This is a genomic window from Snodgrassella sp. W8124 (assembly GCF_016100875.1).
GTDB classification, from domain to species: Bacteria; Pseudomonadota; Gammaproteobacteria; order Burkholderiales; family Neisseriaceae; genus Snodgrassella; species Snodgrassella alvi.
Window position 1 is genome coordinate 840,763 of sequence record NZ_JACFRP010000001.1, and the last position, 15,714, is coordinate 856,476.

Annotated in this window: 15 protein-coding genes; 13 read left to right on the forward strand and 2 right to left on the reverse strand. The window is 42.0% G+C overall.

Annotated elements, in window-relative coordinates:
• Positions 1 to 67 precede the first annotated feature (67 nt).
• From ubiA to H3U73_RS03725, 12 genes are all read left to right on the forward strand, one after another.
• Positions 68 to 898: a 4-hydroxybenzoate octaprenyltransferase gene (gene ubiA, locus H3U73_RS03670; RefSeq protein WP_198190338.1), complete on the forward strand. Its 831-nt coding sequence runs from the start codon at positions 68 to 70 to the stop codon at positions 896 to 898.
• Between the two features lie 150 nt (positions 899 to 1,048).
• Positions 1,049 to 1,504, forward strand: a complete 456-nt coding sequence (gene ptsN, locus H3U73_RS03675; RefSeq protein ID WP_198190339.1) for a PTS IIA-like nitrogen regulatory protein PtsN — start codon at positions 1,049 to 1,051, stop codon at positions 1,502 to 1,504.
• A gap of 12 nt (positions 1,505 to 1,516) precedes the next feature.
• The gene (gene hprK, locus H3U73_RS03680) at positions 1,517 to 2,479 is read left to right on the forward strand and encodes an HPr(Ser) kinase/phosphatase (protein WP_025330762.1); all 963 of its coding nucleotides are present in this window, start codon (positions 1,517 to 1,519) and stop codon (positions 2,477 to 2,479) included.
• Entirely contained in the window at positions 2,460 to 3,320 is an 861-nt protein-coding gene (gene rapZ, locus H3U73_RS03685; protein WP_037476282.1) for an RNase adapter RapZ, read from the forward strand. Before hprK ends, rapZ begins: the two co-directional genes overlap by 20 nt.
• 89 nt (positions 3,321 to 3,409) lie before the next feature.
• Positions 3,410 to 4,333 (forward strand): ribosome biogenesis GTPase YlqF, encoded by a 924-nt coding sequence (ylqF, locus tag H3U73_RS03690; RefSeq protein ID WP_110414495.1) that lies wholly within the window; start codon positions 3,410 to 3,412, stop codon positions 4,331 to 4,333.
• A gap of 53 nt (positions 4,334 to 4,386) precedes the next feature.
• Entirely contained in the window at positions 4,387 to 4,977 is a 591-nt protein-coding gene (locus tag H3U73_RS03695; protein ID WP_025330760.1) for an SMC-Scp complex subunit ScpB, read from the forward strand.
• 10 nt (positions 4,978 to 4,987) lie between these two features.
• Positions 4,988 to 6,025 carry a pseudouridine synthase gene (locus tag H3U73_RS03700; protein WP_198190079.1) on the forward strand — a complete coding sequence of 346 codons (1,038 nt, stop codon included), beginning with the start codon at positions 4,988 to 4,990 and terminating at the stop codon, positions 6,023 to 6,025.
• 237 nt (positions 6,026 to 6,262) lie between these two features.
• Positions 6,263 to 6,754, forward strand: coding sequence for a PAS domain-containing protein (locus H3U73_RS03705; protein ID WP_232332590.1), 492 nt, complete (start codon positions 6,263 to 6,265; stop codon positions 6,752 to 6,754).
• Positions 6,751 to 7,500: a phosphate/phosphite/phosphonate ABC transporter substrate-binding protein gene (locus H3U73_RS03710; protein WP_198190080.1), complete on the forward strand. Its 750-nt coding sequence runs from the start codon at positions 6,751 to 6,753 to the stop codon at positions 7,498 to 7,500. Before H3U73_RS03705 ends, H3U73_RS03710 begins: the two co-directional genes overlap by 4 nt.
• A 150-nt stretch (positions 7,501 to 7,650) precedes the next feature.
• On the forward strand, positions 7,651 to 8,604 hold the full coding sequence (locus H3U73_RS03715; protein WP_198190081.1) for a tRNA-dihydrouridine synthase: 954 nt from the start codon (positions 7,651 to 7,653) through the stop codon (positions 8,602 to 8,604).
• Positions 8,601 to 9,407: an RNA methyltransferase gene (locus tag H3U73_RS03720; protein WP_198190082.1), complete on the forward strand. Its 807-nt coding sequence runs from the start codon at positions 8,601 to 8,603 to the stop codon at positions 9,405 to 9,407. The genes H3U73_RS03715 and H3U73_RS03720 overlap by 4 nt, the downstream gene beginning before the upstream one ends.
• Positions 9,408 to 9,547: 140 nt before the next feature.
• Positions 9,548 to 11,137 carry a YdgA family protein gene (locus H3U73_RS03725; protein ID WP_198190083.1) on the forward strand — a complete coding sequence of 530 codons (1,590 nt, stop codon included), beginning with the start codon at positions 9,548 to 9,550 and terminating at the stop codon, positions 11,135 to 11,137.
• Between the two features lie 80 nt (positions 11,138 to 11,217).
• Here H3U73_RS03725 and mutL read toward each other — a convergent pair whose 3' ends face one another.
• Together mutL and H3U73_RS03735 are read right to left on the reverse strand one after the other, a co-directional pair.
• Positions 11,218 to 13,140: a DNA mismatch repair endonuclease MutL gene (gene mutL, locus H3U73_RS03730; RefSeq protein ID WP_198190084.1), complete on the reverse strand. Its 1,923-nt coding sequence runs from the start codon at positions 13,138 to 13,140 to the stop codon at positions 11,218 to 11,220.
• Between the two features lie 41 nt (positions 13,141 to 13,181).
• A complete protein-coding gene (locus H3U73_RS03735) occupies positions 13,182 to 13,826 on the reverse strand; it encodes a DedA family protein (RefSeq protein ID WP_084554406.1) in 645 nt (214 codons plus the stop codon).
• A 148-nt stretch (positions 13,827 to 13,974) separates the two neighbouring features.
• On the opposite strand from H3U73_RS03735, the gene ettA reads away from it, so the two are divergent.
• Entirely contained in the window at positions 13,975 to 15,642 is a 1,668-nt protein-coding gene (ettA, locus tag H3U73_RS03740; protein WP_198190085.1) for an energy-dependent translational throttle protein EttA, read from the forward strand.
• Positions 15,643 to 15,714 lie beyond the last annotated feature (72 nt).

Genomic DNA, 15,714 nt, shown 5'->3' on the forward strand with positions numbered 1-15,714 from the left:
AGAAAGGAAACTGCAAGATAAAAAAAACGGGCAGTTGGCTGAGCGCTTTCAAGTCTATATACAGTTAATGCGTATAGACCGGCCGATTGGTACGTTATTGCTGTTATGGCCAACCTGGTGGTCTTTATGGATTGCTGCAGACGGGTATCCGGACTGGTTAATCGTGCTGCTGTTTACAATCGGCACTTTTTTAATGCGCAGTGCCGGTTGCGTGATTAATGATTATGCAGACCGCGATTTTGACGGTGCTGTTGATCGTACCTGTCAGCGACCTTTTGCTTTAAAAAAGGTAAGTAAAAAAGAAGCGCTCATACTGACATTACTACTGTGTATTTTGTCTGCATTCTGTTTGCTGCCTATGAATCGGCTTACCTGGCTGATGAGTATTCCCGCACTATTTCTAGCCATGACATATCCGTTTACTAAACGTTTTTTTCCTTTACCGCAATTATATCTTGGTTTGGCATTTTCGTTTGGGATACCTATGGCGTTTGCAGCGATAACTAATCATGTGCCGATGATTGCGTGGATTTTACTGGCTGCCAATACATTGTGGACTTTAGCTTATGACACTATATATGCCATGGCAGATAAGGAAGATGATTTAAAAATCGGCATTCATACATCTGCAATTACTTTTGGTAATCACGATATTACTGCTGTTATGTTGTGTCATGCAGGGTTTGATCTGCTGATGATTCTGGCTGGCTGGCAGATTCACGCCACTATCTGGTACTGGCTGGCACTGGTAATTGTATCTGTTTTGCAGTATTGTCAATGGCTCAATATTCGTACAAGAGACCGCAAAATATGCTTTACCATGTTTGTTCGTAATAACCGGATTGGTCTTATCCTGTTTATTGGATTGCTTCTGCATTACTGGATAGGCAAATCATGAGCAATGAAAACATTATCGGGTAGAAATAAGAGATAATTTTTGTAATTTGATTGTATTGAAATAAATTGTATCTGATTCAGCAAAGTAAATTAGTCCCCTTTCCGGATTAGCCGGCTGTACAGTGCAGTTTGATAGGAATTGAATATGAGCATGAGTTTAATTGGGGATATTTTACCGGTTTCACATGTGGTTCTTGATTTAAATGTAAGTAGTAAGAAACGTCTGTTTGAAGAAGCCGGTCAATTATTATCCGAAGAGGCAGGTTTGTCGCAGGAAGATGTTTTTAATTGTTTGTTTGCACGCGAAAAGCTGGGTTCTACCGCATTAGGTAAGGGTGTGGCCATTCCGCACGGGCGTACCGGTGCAGTAAAAGATACGGTAGGTGCGTTTTTCCGTCTGCAGACACCCATCGCATTTGACGCTCCGGATGAACAACCCGTCAGTCTGGTATTTATACTATTGGTACCGGAAAATGCATCAAGCAAGCATTTGAATGTTTTATCGGAACTGGCCGGAAAATTTTCACAAAAATCTGTACGCAATGCATTATTGTCTGCTACCAGTGCCGAAAGTGTGCGTGAAATTCTGATAGCAGATCAGGTATAAGGAAACATTACTATGCCCAGTATTTCGGTACGGCGCTTATATCATGACAATCAGACAAAACTGAAACTTGCATGGTCTGCCGGCACAGCCGGTGCGGATAACCGTATCAGTATTGACGCCGATAAGCCGGTACTGGCGCTGGTAGGACATCTGAATTTTATTCATCCCAATCAGGTGCAGGTAATCGGGATTGCAGAAGTCGAGTATCTGAATAAAATTGAAGCGGGTGAAATCAAAACCACGCTTAATGAATTGTTCGATTTGACTATGTCTCTGATCATAGTCGCAAATGATTTACCTGTGCCCTATATGCTGCGTGATTATTGTCATACGCATAATGTACCTTTGCTGACATCCAAAACAGAAAGTCCTTTTCTGATGGATGTTTTGCGAATTTATCTGCAGAGGGTGCTGGCAGCTTCTACAGTTAAATACGGCGTATTTCTGGATGTATTTGAAGTTGGTGTGCTGATAACCGGTCAGTCAGGTCTGGGTAAAAGCGAACTGGCGCTGGAATTGATATCACGCGGACATGGCTTGGTGGCAGATGATGCGGTGGAGTTATACCGTATCGGGCCGGAAACACTTGAAGGCCGCTGTCCGGCTATGCTGAAAGATTTTCTTGAAGTGCGCGGTCTTGGTGTTTTGAATATACGGGCAATTTTCGGTGAAACTGCTGTACGACCCAAAAAGCAGTTACAGTTGATAATCAATCTGGTATTGGCCGATGATACCCATATGCAAAGGATTGACCGTCTGAGTATAAAAAGTGAAACTGAAAGCATTCTCAATGTATCTATTCGCAGTGTTACTCTGCCGGTAGCAGTGGGTCGAAATCTGGCTGTATTGGTAGAAGCTGCTGTCAGTAACTTTATTTTACAAATGCGTGGTCAGGACAGTACCAAGCAATTTCTGGATCGTCATAATTCAATGCTGAAAGAGGATGCGGTGAATCATGAGGATAGTATTGATTAGCGGATTATCCGGTTCCGGAAAATCCATTGCTTTACGTTTACTGGAAGATGTTGGCTTTGTCTGTGTTGATAATTTACCAGTAAAGCTGTTGCCTGGTCTAATTGAACACTATGCAGCCAGTCATGTAGCGCAACTTGGCGTAAGCGTAGATATCCGTTCACGCTTCAACCCTGCAGATCTATTGGAACTGGTCACACAGTTACGTACTCTGGGACATCAGGTAGATTTGCTGTTTTTAACTTCTTCAGTAGCCGTTTTACTGCGCCGGTTTTCAGAAACACGCCGCAGCCATCCATTGGCACGGGAACATAAAACATTAAGTGAGAGTGTTTCTGCTGAACAGCAATACATGTCCACTTTGCAAAGCTATGCTTATGTAATAGATACTTCATTACTGAATGTACCGCAATTGCGCCGTCAGATTCAGCAATGGTTGCACTTGCCGGTAGCGCCAATGCGTGTTGTTCTGGAGTCTTTTGGTTATAAATTTGGTGTACCTGCCGGTCTTGATTTCGTTTTTGATGTGCGTTTTTTACCTAATCCCTATTACGATTTCCACTTACGTCCGTATAGTGGTCTGGATGAACCTGTAAAGACATTTTTTTCCGGACAGCCAGTTATGGCAGAAATGATAGATGATTTATCCGGTTTTCTATTGCGCTGGTTACCGCACATGGAAAAAGAAAGTCGCAGTTATGTTAATATTGGCATCGGCTGTACTGGTGGTCAGCATCGTTCTGTTTATATTGTAGAAGCACTGGCAAACAGGTTAAATGCTTATTCAGTATTGATTCGGCACAGACAGTTAGAATTAAGTAATCATTCTGAAAAAACGGTATAATACGCATTATGCGTTATTCAGGCAGCCTGATGTCAGGCTGCCTGAATGTTTTCAGTTTTGATATTTTTGATTTCAGACAAGGACAGTTTATGGCTATTCAGTGGTACCCCGGGCATATGAACAAAGCCAAAAAAGTCATTGCCGAACGGATAAAGAGCGTGGATATGGTAATTGAAGTACTGGATGCCCGCCTGCCTGCTTCCAGTGCCAATCCTTTGCTGGCAAAACTGTCCGGAAATAAACCAAAATTAAAAATTCTGAACAAGCAAGACTTAGCTGATCCCGAGCGCACAGAGTTGTGGCTGGCTGATTACCGTTCCCAGCCTAATACTAATGTCTTGGCATTGGATGCATCAGAAAAGCAGGCTACTAACAGAATTATTGCGGCCAGCCGCGCACTGGTTCCTAACCGCCACGGTTTGGACAGACCGCTGAGAGTGCTTATTTGCGGTATTCCCAATGTAGGTAAATCTACCCTGATTAATGGCATGCTGGGTAAACGCAGTGCCAAAACCGGTAATGAGCCGGGTATTACTAAGGCTGAACAGCGACTGATACTGGCTGATGATTTCTGGTTATACGACACGCCCGGAATGTTATGGCCGAAAATTATAGTTGAGGAGGCCGGTTATAATTTAGCTGCCAGTGGTGCCGTGGGTCGTAATGCCCTGGATGAAGAGGTGGTGGCACTGGAATTATTGGATTATCTGCGCCGGCATTATTTGCCATTACTACAGCAACGCTATCAGGCCGACTTGAGCGAAAGCTCGCACTGGCTTGATGATCAATGGTTAGAATGGGTAGGTAAAAAGCGTGGTGCATTATTAAGTGGCGGGCGCATTGATTACCAGAAAGCTGCTGAACGCCTGCTGACTGATTTTCGTGACGGACTAATCGGTCGTATTACATTGGAAACGCCCAATCAGTGGGCAGTTTGGTTGAAAAAAGGTCAGCAGCATGAAGCACAGCTTAAGGCAGAACGGGCAGCCAGAAAAGCTGCGCGCAAAGGTTAATCTTTATAGATTATTTAAAACGGATTTCAATTTAAGTATAGAAATATATGACTATGAATCAATCTGTTTCTATCGAAGCATTAATTGAAGCTGCATTGCTGACCCAAAGTGAAGCATTAAGTGAAAAAATTTTGTCTGCGCTTACTGATCCGCCTTTATCATCAGATGAGTTAACCAGCATACTGGAAGCACTGCAAATACGCTGGCAAGAAAGGGCACTTAATCTGGTGCATAGTGCCGAGGGCTGGCGCTTTCAGGTTACTCATGCGGCTTATCCCCGTTTGGCCAGTCTGGATGTTCAGCGCACCCCCCGTTATTCCCGGGCTGTACTGGAAACACTGGCCATTATTGCCTACCAGCAGCCGGTAACGCGAAGTGATATTGAGGCTATCCGTGGTGTTGCTGTCTCAAGTAATGTTTTACAAACATTACAGGATCGAGGCTGGATAGAAATTATCGGACAGCGTGATAGCCTGGGAAGGCCAAATTTATGGGCTACCACAGCTGGCTTTCTGAGTGATTTGCAGCTGGAAGATTTAAGCCAGTTACCACCATTAACAGAATTGGGTGAGCTTGTCTTACCTGATTTAAATGAACCTGCCGTAGATCAGTCTACCGCAGAAGAACTGTCTGAAGACAGATAGGAGTATATGAATGAATCAAGCCAAGAAAAAATTAACTAAACGCCAGATACGCGACGGAGTAGCCAGTAAAAGCAATAAACATGTTTCCGGGCGGCACTCCGGCAATAAGACCAAATCAGCTCTCAGACAGCAAAATAATACAGGTGGTAAAGCGGATAGTTCTGTAATTACAGCTAATACAAAAACGAAAGTACAGCGTGCCAAAAAACTGGTGCAGCGTACGCCTAATCAAGAAATTCAGCAACGGGCACGGATGCTGAAAGACCAGCGTATCAGTCTGGAAAAAATGGAGCCTGTGAGACTGCAAAAAGCTCTTGCCGCTTCTGGTGCCGGTTCAAGACGGGAAATGGAACAGTGGATTAGCCAGGGGCTGGTACGTATTAACGGTAAAGTGGCTCAATTGGGAGACAAAATCACGCCGGATGATGAAGTCAGTGTGCGCGGTTCTGCTATTAATATTAAATGGCCGGATCGTTTGCCGCGCATTATGGTTTATTACAAACAAGAAGGTGAAATTGTCAGCCGTGATGATCCCCAGGGAAGGGTCAGTGTATTTGACCGCTTGCCTCAGACAGCCAGCAGTCGCTGGGTAGCCATTGGTCGTCTGGATATTAATACATGCGGGTTATTGATATTAACCACCTCCGGTGAACTGGTTAATCGGTTTGCTCATCCAAGTTTTGAAGTAGAACGCGAATATGCTGTTCGTGTTCTGGGTGAACTGAGTGAAGAACAGAAACAAAGTTTGCTCAATGGTGTCGAACTGGAGGATGGTATTGCTCAGGCTCAGCATCTGTGGGAACAGGGTGGTGAGGGAGCGAATAAATGGTACAACATCATCATTAAAGAGGGGCGCAACCGTGAGGTAAGGCGTTTATTTGAAAGTCAGGGGCTGACCGTAAGCCGTCTGGTTCGTGTGCGTTTTGGACCGATTGCTTTACCAAATAGGCTGAAACGTGGTCAGTATTACGAACTAAATGAATTTGAAGTAGCCAATGTAATGAAATGGGCTGGTTTATATCAGTCTGAGTCCTCAAAGAAACGGTAAATATAGAGCTTTTTGGAGGTGATAAACGGCTCAACTGTATGTTATATCTAATTAATCAGTGTATATTTTTTTTTACATTAAGTTGAATATTGATTGATTCGTGTCAACAAATAGTGTCTTTTTTTACACAACCTGATTAAATGCTTTGTGTTCTTTTGCTAATCGGCGCAATATATATTGCAAATTAATTTTTGCATTATTTGCTTGGTTGTCCACATTCAAGAAAATGGAGTCATAATGATTTCACCAATGAAAGTGCCAGAAATCGAACACCGCACATTTGAATTGACACATTACGATGGTGTAAAACGCACGGTATATTGTACTGATGTAGAAACAGAGTTTCCTGATGGCTGTCTGATTACTTCCAGAACAGATCTGAAGGGAATTATCACTCATGCAAATGAAGTATTTGTACACATGAGTGGCTGGTCGCGCGATGAATTGATGGGTGCCGAGCACTATATTTTACGCCATCCTGATATGCCCAAAGTAGCTTATAAAGATTTGTGGGATACTGTAGAGCAAGGAAAGAAATGGCATGGCTATGTAAAAAACCTGCGTAAAGACGGTGGTTTTTACTGGGTTTACGCTACGATAGTACCTAATATCCGCGATGGTGTTATTGAGGGCTATACCTCTGTACGACGTAAACCTTCCCGCAGTAAAGTATTAGAAATGCAGGCATTATATGAAGGCCTCATGAAAGAAGAGCGGGGTAACTCATGACTATCAATTTTTTAATTGCCCCAGATTTTCCTCCTGAATACTATGCCGGCTGGCATTTTCTTAATACTCGCCTGCAACGGCTGATTGATGCGCCGGTGCATTTATCTATGGCCACCAATGCTGAAGAAGAACAGCAGGAAATTGATAAGGATAATGTTGATATTATCTATGCTAATCCGTTCAATGCTTCCAAACTTATTCGCGAACTTGGTTATTTGCCGGTGGTAAAGCCTGTCAATTGTTTTGATGAGATGATTATTGCCAGTAGTGCAGACAGTGAGATCAAGTCACTTGCAGACATCAAGCCAGGTATGTCAATTCTGTGTACAGAGAATTACGATGTTAAACTAATTGCTTTGCGACTGTTGGAAGCCGTAGATATAGAAGAAAAAGATTTAACATGGATTAAAAGTGAATCTTTTGCAGCTGTTGCGCGCGGACTGATACAGAATCAGGGTAATATTGGTTTATTTATGTCCTCTGCTTATCATAAATTGACTGCTATTACGCGTAGTCGCTTAAATTTGTTAATTGAAAGTAAAATCAATGATTTATATCATTTAATTTTATTGCATCCGCGTAATGCAGAAATGCTGGAAAACTTACAGAATGCATTTAGTACTATGCATGATACTCCGGCTGGTGAAATGCTGCTGGAGGACTTGGGTTTAAATGACGGCTTTGAAGTATTGAAAAAAGAAGATGTTGAATTATTAATCGATCTGATTGAAACATTACGCGATTAAAGCTTTTAAAAGCAATTTTATTTTATAATTGTCGACGCAACTTGTTTATAAAACAAGTTGCGTTGTTTTTTGATTTAAGTAATTGTAATTTGTGTGAGCTGTAATATTTTGCAAACTAAAAGTACTGTACCGAAATTATTTTTGGCGCCTATGCAGGGTTTAATAGATGCGCCAATGCGCGATCTGTTAACACGCATTGGCGGATTTGATGTTTGTGTTACCGAATTTGTGCGCATAACTCATACCATTCATGGTCGCTCTATCTGGCTGAAATATATGCCTGAACTGGCAAATAATAATCAAACTCAGGCTGGTACTGCTGTAGCCGTACAGATATTAGGAAGCGATGCAGAAAATATGGCACTGAATGCTCAAAAGGTGGTTGAACTGGGGGCTACACATATTGATTTAAATTTTGGTTGTCCGGCTCCTACAGTTAACCAGCATCAGGGTGGGGCAGTTCTACTGCTATATCCAGATAAAATTGAACAAATAGTAGCCAAAGTACGCAAAAACCTGCCAGATAAAATTATGCTGAGTGCCAAAATGCGTCTGGGTTATGAGGATAAAGATCTGGCTCTGGATTGTGCACAGGCCATAGAACAGGGTGGTGCAGAACAGCTAACAGTACATGCACGTACAAAAATCGAAGGATACCGACCTCCTGCTCATTGGGAATGGATAGGACGTATTAATCAGGCAGTTTGTATTCCGGTTATTGCTAATGGTGATGTATTTACACTGGCTGATTATCAGAAAATCCGTGCTGTTAGTAATTGTACAGATGTTATGCTGGGGCGCGGGGCAATTCAATGTCCAGATCTGGCACGGCAAATTGCTGCCTATAATCATGGGCAAGTAATATCTGCTCTATCATGGCAAGAAATTCTGCCGTGGATTAATGATTTTTTTAATATTTGCTGTGATAAAGCCGCCAAGGGTTCTGCTTATCCGGTATCCAGACTAAAGCAATGGCTGGGCATGCTTAAATTAAATTACCCTGAAGCAGGAAAGTTATTTACCCAGCTGCGTACTTTAACAGCCGTTAATCAAATCAGTCAGGTTCTTAATCAGCAATTAGAAGAAAGCCAGAATATTGTATGAGTTATAAAATTATACAATCTGCCAGTAATAATGAACTGAAGCATTTGTCCAAATTAATTGCTCAGTCTCATTACCGTCGTCAGCATCAGCTTGCTGTACTGGAAGGTGTTCATCTGGTTGAAACATTCATTCAGGCTGGATATTTAATTCAGACATTATATTTACCGCAACAGCGTATTCATGACTCGGAAATTTCTGATTTACTCGTAGCGATTCCGGCACACCAGGTTGTACTGGTTGCGAACAATCTGCTGGATAAAATCAGTGATTTAGTTAATTCAAGAGAACCTGTGGCAATAGTGAAGTTACCGGAGGTTGTATCTGCATCAGATATTCAGGATGTTATTCTTTTAGAAAGAGTACAGGATCCCGGTAATACTGGCACCATTTTACGCAGTGCTCTGGCTGCCGGTGTTCATAATATTGTACTGAGCAAAGACAGTGTCGATGTCTGGTCGCCCAAAGTATTACGTGCGGCAATGGGTGCACATGCCTATTTGAATATACAGACTGTTTCCGATTTAACAGCCTGGTGTACAGATTATGCCTATCCGTTGTATGCTACGGCATTGAGTCCTGAGTCGCATAGTCTTTATACATTAAATCTGAACGAACCTGCCGGCTGGATATTCGGTAATGAAGGAAGCGGACTGAGTGCAAAAATGCTACAAGCTGCTTCCAGACACGTAATTATTCCCATGACCGGTCAGACTGAATCACTTAACGTGGCTATGGCTGCAACTATTTGTTTATTTGAACAACAGCGGCAGCGGCTTCAGGTAAACACTTTACCAAACAATTAATATTTTTATTTTTCGGGTCTGATTTGCAGATACCGGAATGAAACCAGGGCAGTTATCAGCAGCAAACCCGGCGGACAAATCCTCTGTTTGATGTTATCCTGCTAATCTTGCAGAACGTGGATATATAAGATATTTCAAGCATGAATAAACGTATTGTAACGATTGTTGCTGCCTTAGTGGCGGTTGTATTACTGATTTTACTGGGTTTGCCATACTATCTGGGTATTAAAGCCCAGCAAAGTCTTGACGAACAGCGTGCTTTACTAGCCAAAAATTCTTTTCTGCTGATTGAAAAGCAGAACTATGAACGCGGCTGGTTTAGCTCAACAGAGACTATGCAGATTCGCTTTAAACCCAGTTTTTTTGCCGGTGTACAGCAACAGTTACCGGATAATGTACGCACGGTACTGCAACAACCGATTACTTTGGTTAATCATGTACATCATGGATTATTTGCCGGCAGTATTCGTCCTGTACGGGCTCATGTAGAAACTGAGCTACAGTTCACGCCTCAGGCAAAACAGATTCTTGATCGTTTTTTTGGTCAGAATGCGCCACTACAGCTTGAAAATACTATTAATCTAAGTGGAAGTGGACAAATACACGTTGTAATTCCGAAATTCAATTATGAAGAGTTATCCGGAATTAAAATCAATTGGCAGGGGCTGGATTCAACAATTGATTATGCTAAAGATTTTAATAGTTATGATAGCCATACCGTCAGTCCCGGTCTGGATGTGATTCTGGCGACTAAAGGACATGCATCTTATCAGGATTTAAAGCTGAACAGCCATACAGAACATGGTAAAACATTACTGGCTTTAGGTAATAGTGATCTGAGTATCAAAAACATTACATTTATCTGGAATGATGTATCAGATAACAGTATCCGTTTAGATCAGCTGGTTAATCTGGTAACTAATTTGCAGATAGGTGCATTTATTAGTCCGGCTGGTAGCAGTATTCCTGCCAAAATTAACATTCAGGATCTGAAACTGGCTACTTCTACTCAGGAAAAAGATCAGTGGATTAATAGTAATGGTAAATTTGGTTTTGCTAAATTAGAGTATGGCAATGATGTTTATGGTCCGCTGGATATTGATGCATCTGCCGAACACCTGGATGCAGCCAGTCTGGTGGCAATCAATAACAAAATTACTCAGTTATCCACTCAGAATCTGAATAATGAGCAACTTAGCGCAGCAATTGTATCTGCTGTGCGTAATGAGGGGCAGGGACTGTTTACTCATGACCCGCTTATTAAACTGAACAGTTTTAAATTGCAAATGCCGCAGGGCTTAATAGATATACATGGCAGCCTTGGTTTCAAAAACCTGCTTGCGTCTGATATGCAGCAGTTTGGATTAATGCTGAATAAAACTGAGTCAGAAATGGACTTTGCCATTCCTCAGGCAGTAATGGAAAATTTTGCTATCAGTCAGGCACGTGCCTTTTTTACGGTGGATGCCAGTGCTGGAGGTCCGGAAGCTCTTGAAGATATTGACCAGACAATCCGCTTGATGATTGATAGTGCGGTTAAATCCATGCAGACCAAAGGCTATATACAGGTCGACAATGGGGTTATTAAAACTCATCTAAAATTAATGGGTGGTAAGCTTTATCTGAATGGCAAAATGTGGAATAATGAATCAGAACCTGAGCCGGATTATGCTGAATTACCGGCAGCGTCTGAAACTGCTTCAATACCTCAGGCTGCCACTAATCACTAACTACCATTAGTATAAAAACCTCTTAATCTTGCTGATTAAGAGGTTTTTATTAATTTATAATCTAATCTCAGTATAGATAATTATTGACCTCTCAAAAATAAAGCATCCAAATCCTGCAAGCGAAGTTTTACCCATGTTGGGCGACCATGATTACACTGATTAGCACGTTCTGTATTTTCCATATCGCGCAGTAATGCATTCATCTCCGGTAAAGTTAATTTACGTCCTGCACGTACTGAGCCGTGACAGGCTAAAGTGGATAGAATGCGGTTTTCCCGTTCCCTGATGACTTCGCTACTGCCAATTTTCATTAAATCATCCAAAACTTCTTGTACCAGCAGCTTAATATCGCTTTTTACCAACATAGCCGGTACGGTATGCACCACCAATTGCTGATGATTTTCAACTGAAATATTCAGACCATAATCTTGTAAAGTAGCGGCATATTCATTTGCCAGAGCAATTTCTTCATGGCTGGCATTAAAGCGGATTGGAATCAGTAATGTCTGACTGCTTACTTTACCAGTTGCATCACGCTGTTGCTTCATTTTTTCATAATTTACCCGTTCGGCACTAGCATGCATATCGACCAGAATAAGTGCGTCTTCTGCTTGTGCCAGAATATATATATCAAGTAGCTGGGCAATAGCATATCCCAGTGGGGGAATTATCGTTTCATTCGCCTGTACTGATTGATAAGTAGAATTTATACCGCGTACTTGCTCCAAGCTGGCCAGTTCATTATCAATTTCTGCTGATTGTGGGATACTGATTGTATTGTTTTCAAGTACTGGTTCTGATTTATATAATTCAGCATAAGTATTCAGAGCACTCTGTGATTCTTTTAAACTCAGATTGCGCTGAACCGGTGTATGGCTTCGCTGATATGGTGCCGGAGAGTGTATTGCAGTATTGATTTTATTAGAACCAAATACTTGTTGAACTTCAGCCGGCTGTTTTTGCATAATATCTTTGAGTGCTGTTTCCGGCTGTGATACAGAGGTGGTATGGCTGGCATTCGTAGAAGCCAGACATTTATTCAAAGTATGAAATACAAGCTGATGTACAGCCTGACCCTGGCGGAAACGCACTTCAGTTTTGGTTGGATGGACATTTGCATCAACTTCGGTAGGCGGCAAGGTAAGAAACAGGATGAATGCAGGTGTTAAGGCCTGATGTAAAACATCGTTATATGCCTGTTTAACTGCATGCAGAATAATTTTATCCCGTACAAATCGTTGATTGACAAAAATATATTGCTGGCTGGTTTTGCCATGTGTAAAAGTGGGTTTACCAATGAGTCCGTGTAAACGCATTTCATTGAGTTTTTCGTCAACACTCAGGCTGGCAGCGGTAAAATCTGTTCCCATAATGGCTGAGCAGCGCTCTTGCAGGGATTGCGCAGGCAATGAAAGTATATTTTTATTATTATGCTGTAAACTGAATGCTACTTCAGGATGAGCCAGTGCCAGACGTTCTACCATGGTACGGCAATGTGCAAACTCAGTTGCAGGTGATTTAAGAAACTGACGCCTTGCCGGTGTGTTGAAAAAAAGTTCAACTACATCAACAGTTGTTCCAGTGGAATGTGCAGCTGGTTTAACATCACTGAGTTTGCCGTCTTCTGCGTAAATTTGAGTTGCGTGATTATCTGTATCTGTACGGCTGGTTAGAGTCAGGCGGCTGACTGAGGCAATGCTGGCCAGACCTTCACCACGAAAACCCATGCTTACTACTTTTTCCAGATCTTCCAGAGAACTGATTTTACTTGTTGCATGGCGATGTAAAGCTAGCGGAATATCTGTCTTATCTATGCCCTGGCCATCATCAGTAACGGACAAACGTTTGATACCACCGGCTTCCAGCTGAATATCAATATGGCTAGCTCCCGCATCCAGACTGTTTTCAATTATTTCTTTCAGTGCATTGGCCGGACGTTCAATCACTTCTCCGGCAGCTATCTGGTTAATTAAATGATCGGGTAATACATGTATCTGACTCATAACATGCCTGTAATATCGTTATTAACAGCAGAAAAAAATATTTAATTTTGCTTTGAAGCTGCAAATCTATGGCGCAGTATTTCTATAACAGCCGGCAATAAAGAAACAGCAATGATAATAATCAGTGCCAGAGAAAGATTCTGTTTAATGAATGGCAGATTACCAAAAAAATACCCAGCATAAGAAAACAGCACAACCCAGAGGATAGCACCAATACAGTTATAGCGTATAAAATGACCATAATGCATATGTCCCATTCCGGCTACAAACGGTGCAAATGTACGCACTATTGGCACAAAACGGGCAATGATAATCGTCTTTCCGCCATGCTTTGCATAAAATTCCTGTGTTTTGTGTAAATAAATTTGTTTGAATATTTTCGAATGTGGATTTGCAAACAGATGGGCACCAAATTTTTTTCCGATTGAAAAATTTACGGCATCACCAATGATAGCGGCAGCCAGTAACAATACAACCATAAAATGCACATTCATTTCGCCTATAGCAGCAATTCCACCGGCTGCAAATAACAAGGAATCCCCAGGCAGAAACGGAGTAACTACTAATCCGGTTTCACAAAAAATCAAAGCAAACAGAATTACATAAATCCATATTCCATATTGAGTCACAATAAATTGTAGGTGCTGATCAATATGTAAAATGAAATCTATCAGAGTTGAGATTATATTCATGAAGGACAGCAAAGAAATAAATGGTGGTATTTTAACGCAAAGCATTCGTTAACAGCAGGTATATGCATGCTAAAATTAAAATCATAATCATCAGCCCTTCCTTTCAGGCTGATTCTGACTAATTTACACTGATGAATACACTATGAGCCAATATGTATACTCAATGCTGCGCGTTAGTAAAACCGTGCCGCCTCAAAAACAGATTATCAAGGATATTTCTTTATCTTTTTTCCCCGGTGCCAAAATTGGTTTGCTGGGACTTAATGGTGCAGGGAAATCCACTGTTTTAAAAATTATGGCCGGAGTAGATACCGAATTTGAAGGTGAAGCCATTCCAATGAGTGGTATCAAAATCGGCTATTTACCACAGGAGCCCCAGCTTGATGCTGATAAAACAGTAAGAGAAGAAGTGGAATCCGGTTTGGGGGATGTGGCCGGCGCACAGAAAAAACTGGAAGAAGTATATGCAGCTTATGCAGAGCCGGATGCTGATTTTGATGCGCTGGCCGAAGAGCAGGCACGGCTGGAAGCTATTATCGCGGCAGGGGCCGGAGATAATTTAGAACATCAGCTGGAAATTGCTGCTGATGCACTGCGGTTACCAGAATGGGATGCACGGATTGGTAATTTATCCGGCGGGGAAAAACGCAGAGTTGCATTATGTAAATTGCTATTAAGTAAGCCGGATATGCTGTTACTGGATGAACCGACTAATCACCTTGATGCAGAATCAGTAGAATGGCTGGAACAATTTCTGGTTCGTTTTCCGGGTACAGTAGTAGCTGTTACGCATGACCGCTATTTTCTGGATAACGCTGCAGAGTGGATTCTGGAATTAGACCGTGGGCATGGTATTCCATGGAAAGGTAACTATAGTTCATGGCTGGAACAAAAAGAAGCCCGACTGGAGAACGAAGCTAAAACCGAGGCCGCAAGAATTAAAGCCATGAAGCAAGAGCTTGAGTGGGTAAGACAGAATGCACGCGGGCGTCAGGCTAAATCTAAAGCGCGTCTGGCGCGTTTTGAAGAAATGAGTAATTACGAATATCAGAAACGTAATGAAACTCAGGAAATATTTATTCCTGTAGCCGAGCGTCTGGGTAATGAGGTGATTGAGTTTGAGCGTGTCAGCAAAAGTTTTGGTGACAAATTACTCATTGATGATTTAAGTTTTAAAATTCCGCCTGGTGCCATTGTCGGAATTATCGGACCAAACGGAGCTGGTAAATCTACATTATTTAAACTTATTACCGGACAGGAACAGCCGGATACAGGTAAGGTAAAGGTTGGTCAGACAGTAAAATTATCAATTGTTGATCAGAGCCGTAACGGTCTGCATGATGATAAAAACGTGTTTGATGAAATAGCAGAAGGGCGTGATATTTTACAGGTAGGACAATTTGAAATTCCTGCCCGAGCCTATCTGGGCAGATTCAACTTTAAAGGGAGTGACCAGAGTAAAATTGTAGGAAAACTATCCGGAGGTGAGCGCGGTCGCCTGCATCTGGCCAAAACTTTAATTTCCGGTGGTAATGTATTGCTGCTGGATGAACCATCAAATGATCTGGATGTGGAAACTCTGCGTGCACTTGAAGAGGCCTTATTGGAATTTGCCGGCAGCGTACTCGTCGTTTCACATGATCGCTGGTTTCTTGACCGGATTGCCACACATATTCTGGCTGCTGAAGGTGAATCAAAATGGGTATTTTTTGATGGCAATTATCAGGAGTATGAAGCTGATAAAAAACGTCGTCTGGGAGAAGAAGGTGCAAAACCCAAACGCATTCGCTATAAACCGGTAATTCGCTAGTTTGTCTGGCCGGACAGATTAATTTCAGATACCGTATATTTGTCCGGCCAATATTTCACTTTTTAAAATAAA

Coding starts and splice junctions, on each gene's coding strand:
- ylqF (WP_110414495.1), top strand. CDS start 3,410: ATGGCTATTCAGTGGTACCCCGGGCATATGAACAAAGCCAAAAAAGTC.
- H3U73_RS03715 (WP_198190081.1), top strand. CDS start 7,651: ATGCAGGGTTTAATAGATGCGCCAATGCGCGATCTGTTAACACGCATT.
- H3U73_RS03700 (WP_198190079.1), top strand. CDS start 4,988: ATGAATCAAGCCAAGAAAAAATTAACTAAACGCCAGATACGCGACGGA.
- H3U73_RS03695 (WP_025330760.1), top strand. CDS start 4,387: ATGAATCAATCTGTTTCTATCGAAGCATTAATTGAAGCTGCATTGCTG.
- mutL (WP_198190084.1), bottom strand. CDS start 13,140: ATGAGTCAGATACATGTATTACCCGATCATTTAATTAACCAGATAGCT.
- H3U73_RS03720 (WP_198190082.1), top strand. CDS start 8,601: ATGAGTTATAAAATTATACAATCTGCCAGTAATAATGAACTGAAGCAT.
- H3U73_RS03710 (WP_198190080.1), top strand. CDS start 6,751: ATGACTATCAATTTTTTAATTGCCCCAGATTTTCCTCCTGAATACTAT.
- ubiA (WP_198190338.1), top strand. CDS start 68: ATGCGTATAGACCGGCCGATTGGTACGTTATTGCTGTTATGGCCAACC.
- ptsN (WP_198190339.1), top strand. CDS start 1,049: ATGAGTTTAATTGGGGATATTTTACCGGTTTCACATGTGGTTCTTGAT.
- H3U73_RS03725 (WP_198190083.1), top strand. CDS start 9,548: ATGAATAAACGTATTGTAACGATTGTTGCTGCCTTAGTGGCGGTTGTA.
- H3U73_RS03705 (WP_232332590.1), top strand. CDS start 6,263: ATGATTTCACCAATGAAAGTGCCAGAAATCGAACACCGCACATTTGAA.
- hprK (WP_025330762.1), top strand. CDS start 1,517: ATGCCCAGTATTTCGGTACGGCGCTTATATCATGACAATCAGACAAAA.
- ettA (WP_198190085.1), top strand. CDS start 13,975: ATGAGCCAATATGTATACTCAATGCTGCGCGTTAGTAAAACCGTGCCG.
- rapZ (WP_037476282.1), top strand. CDS start 2,460: ATGAGGATAGTATTGATTAGCGGATTATCCGGTTCCGGAAAATCCATT.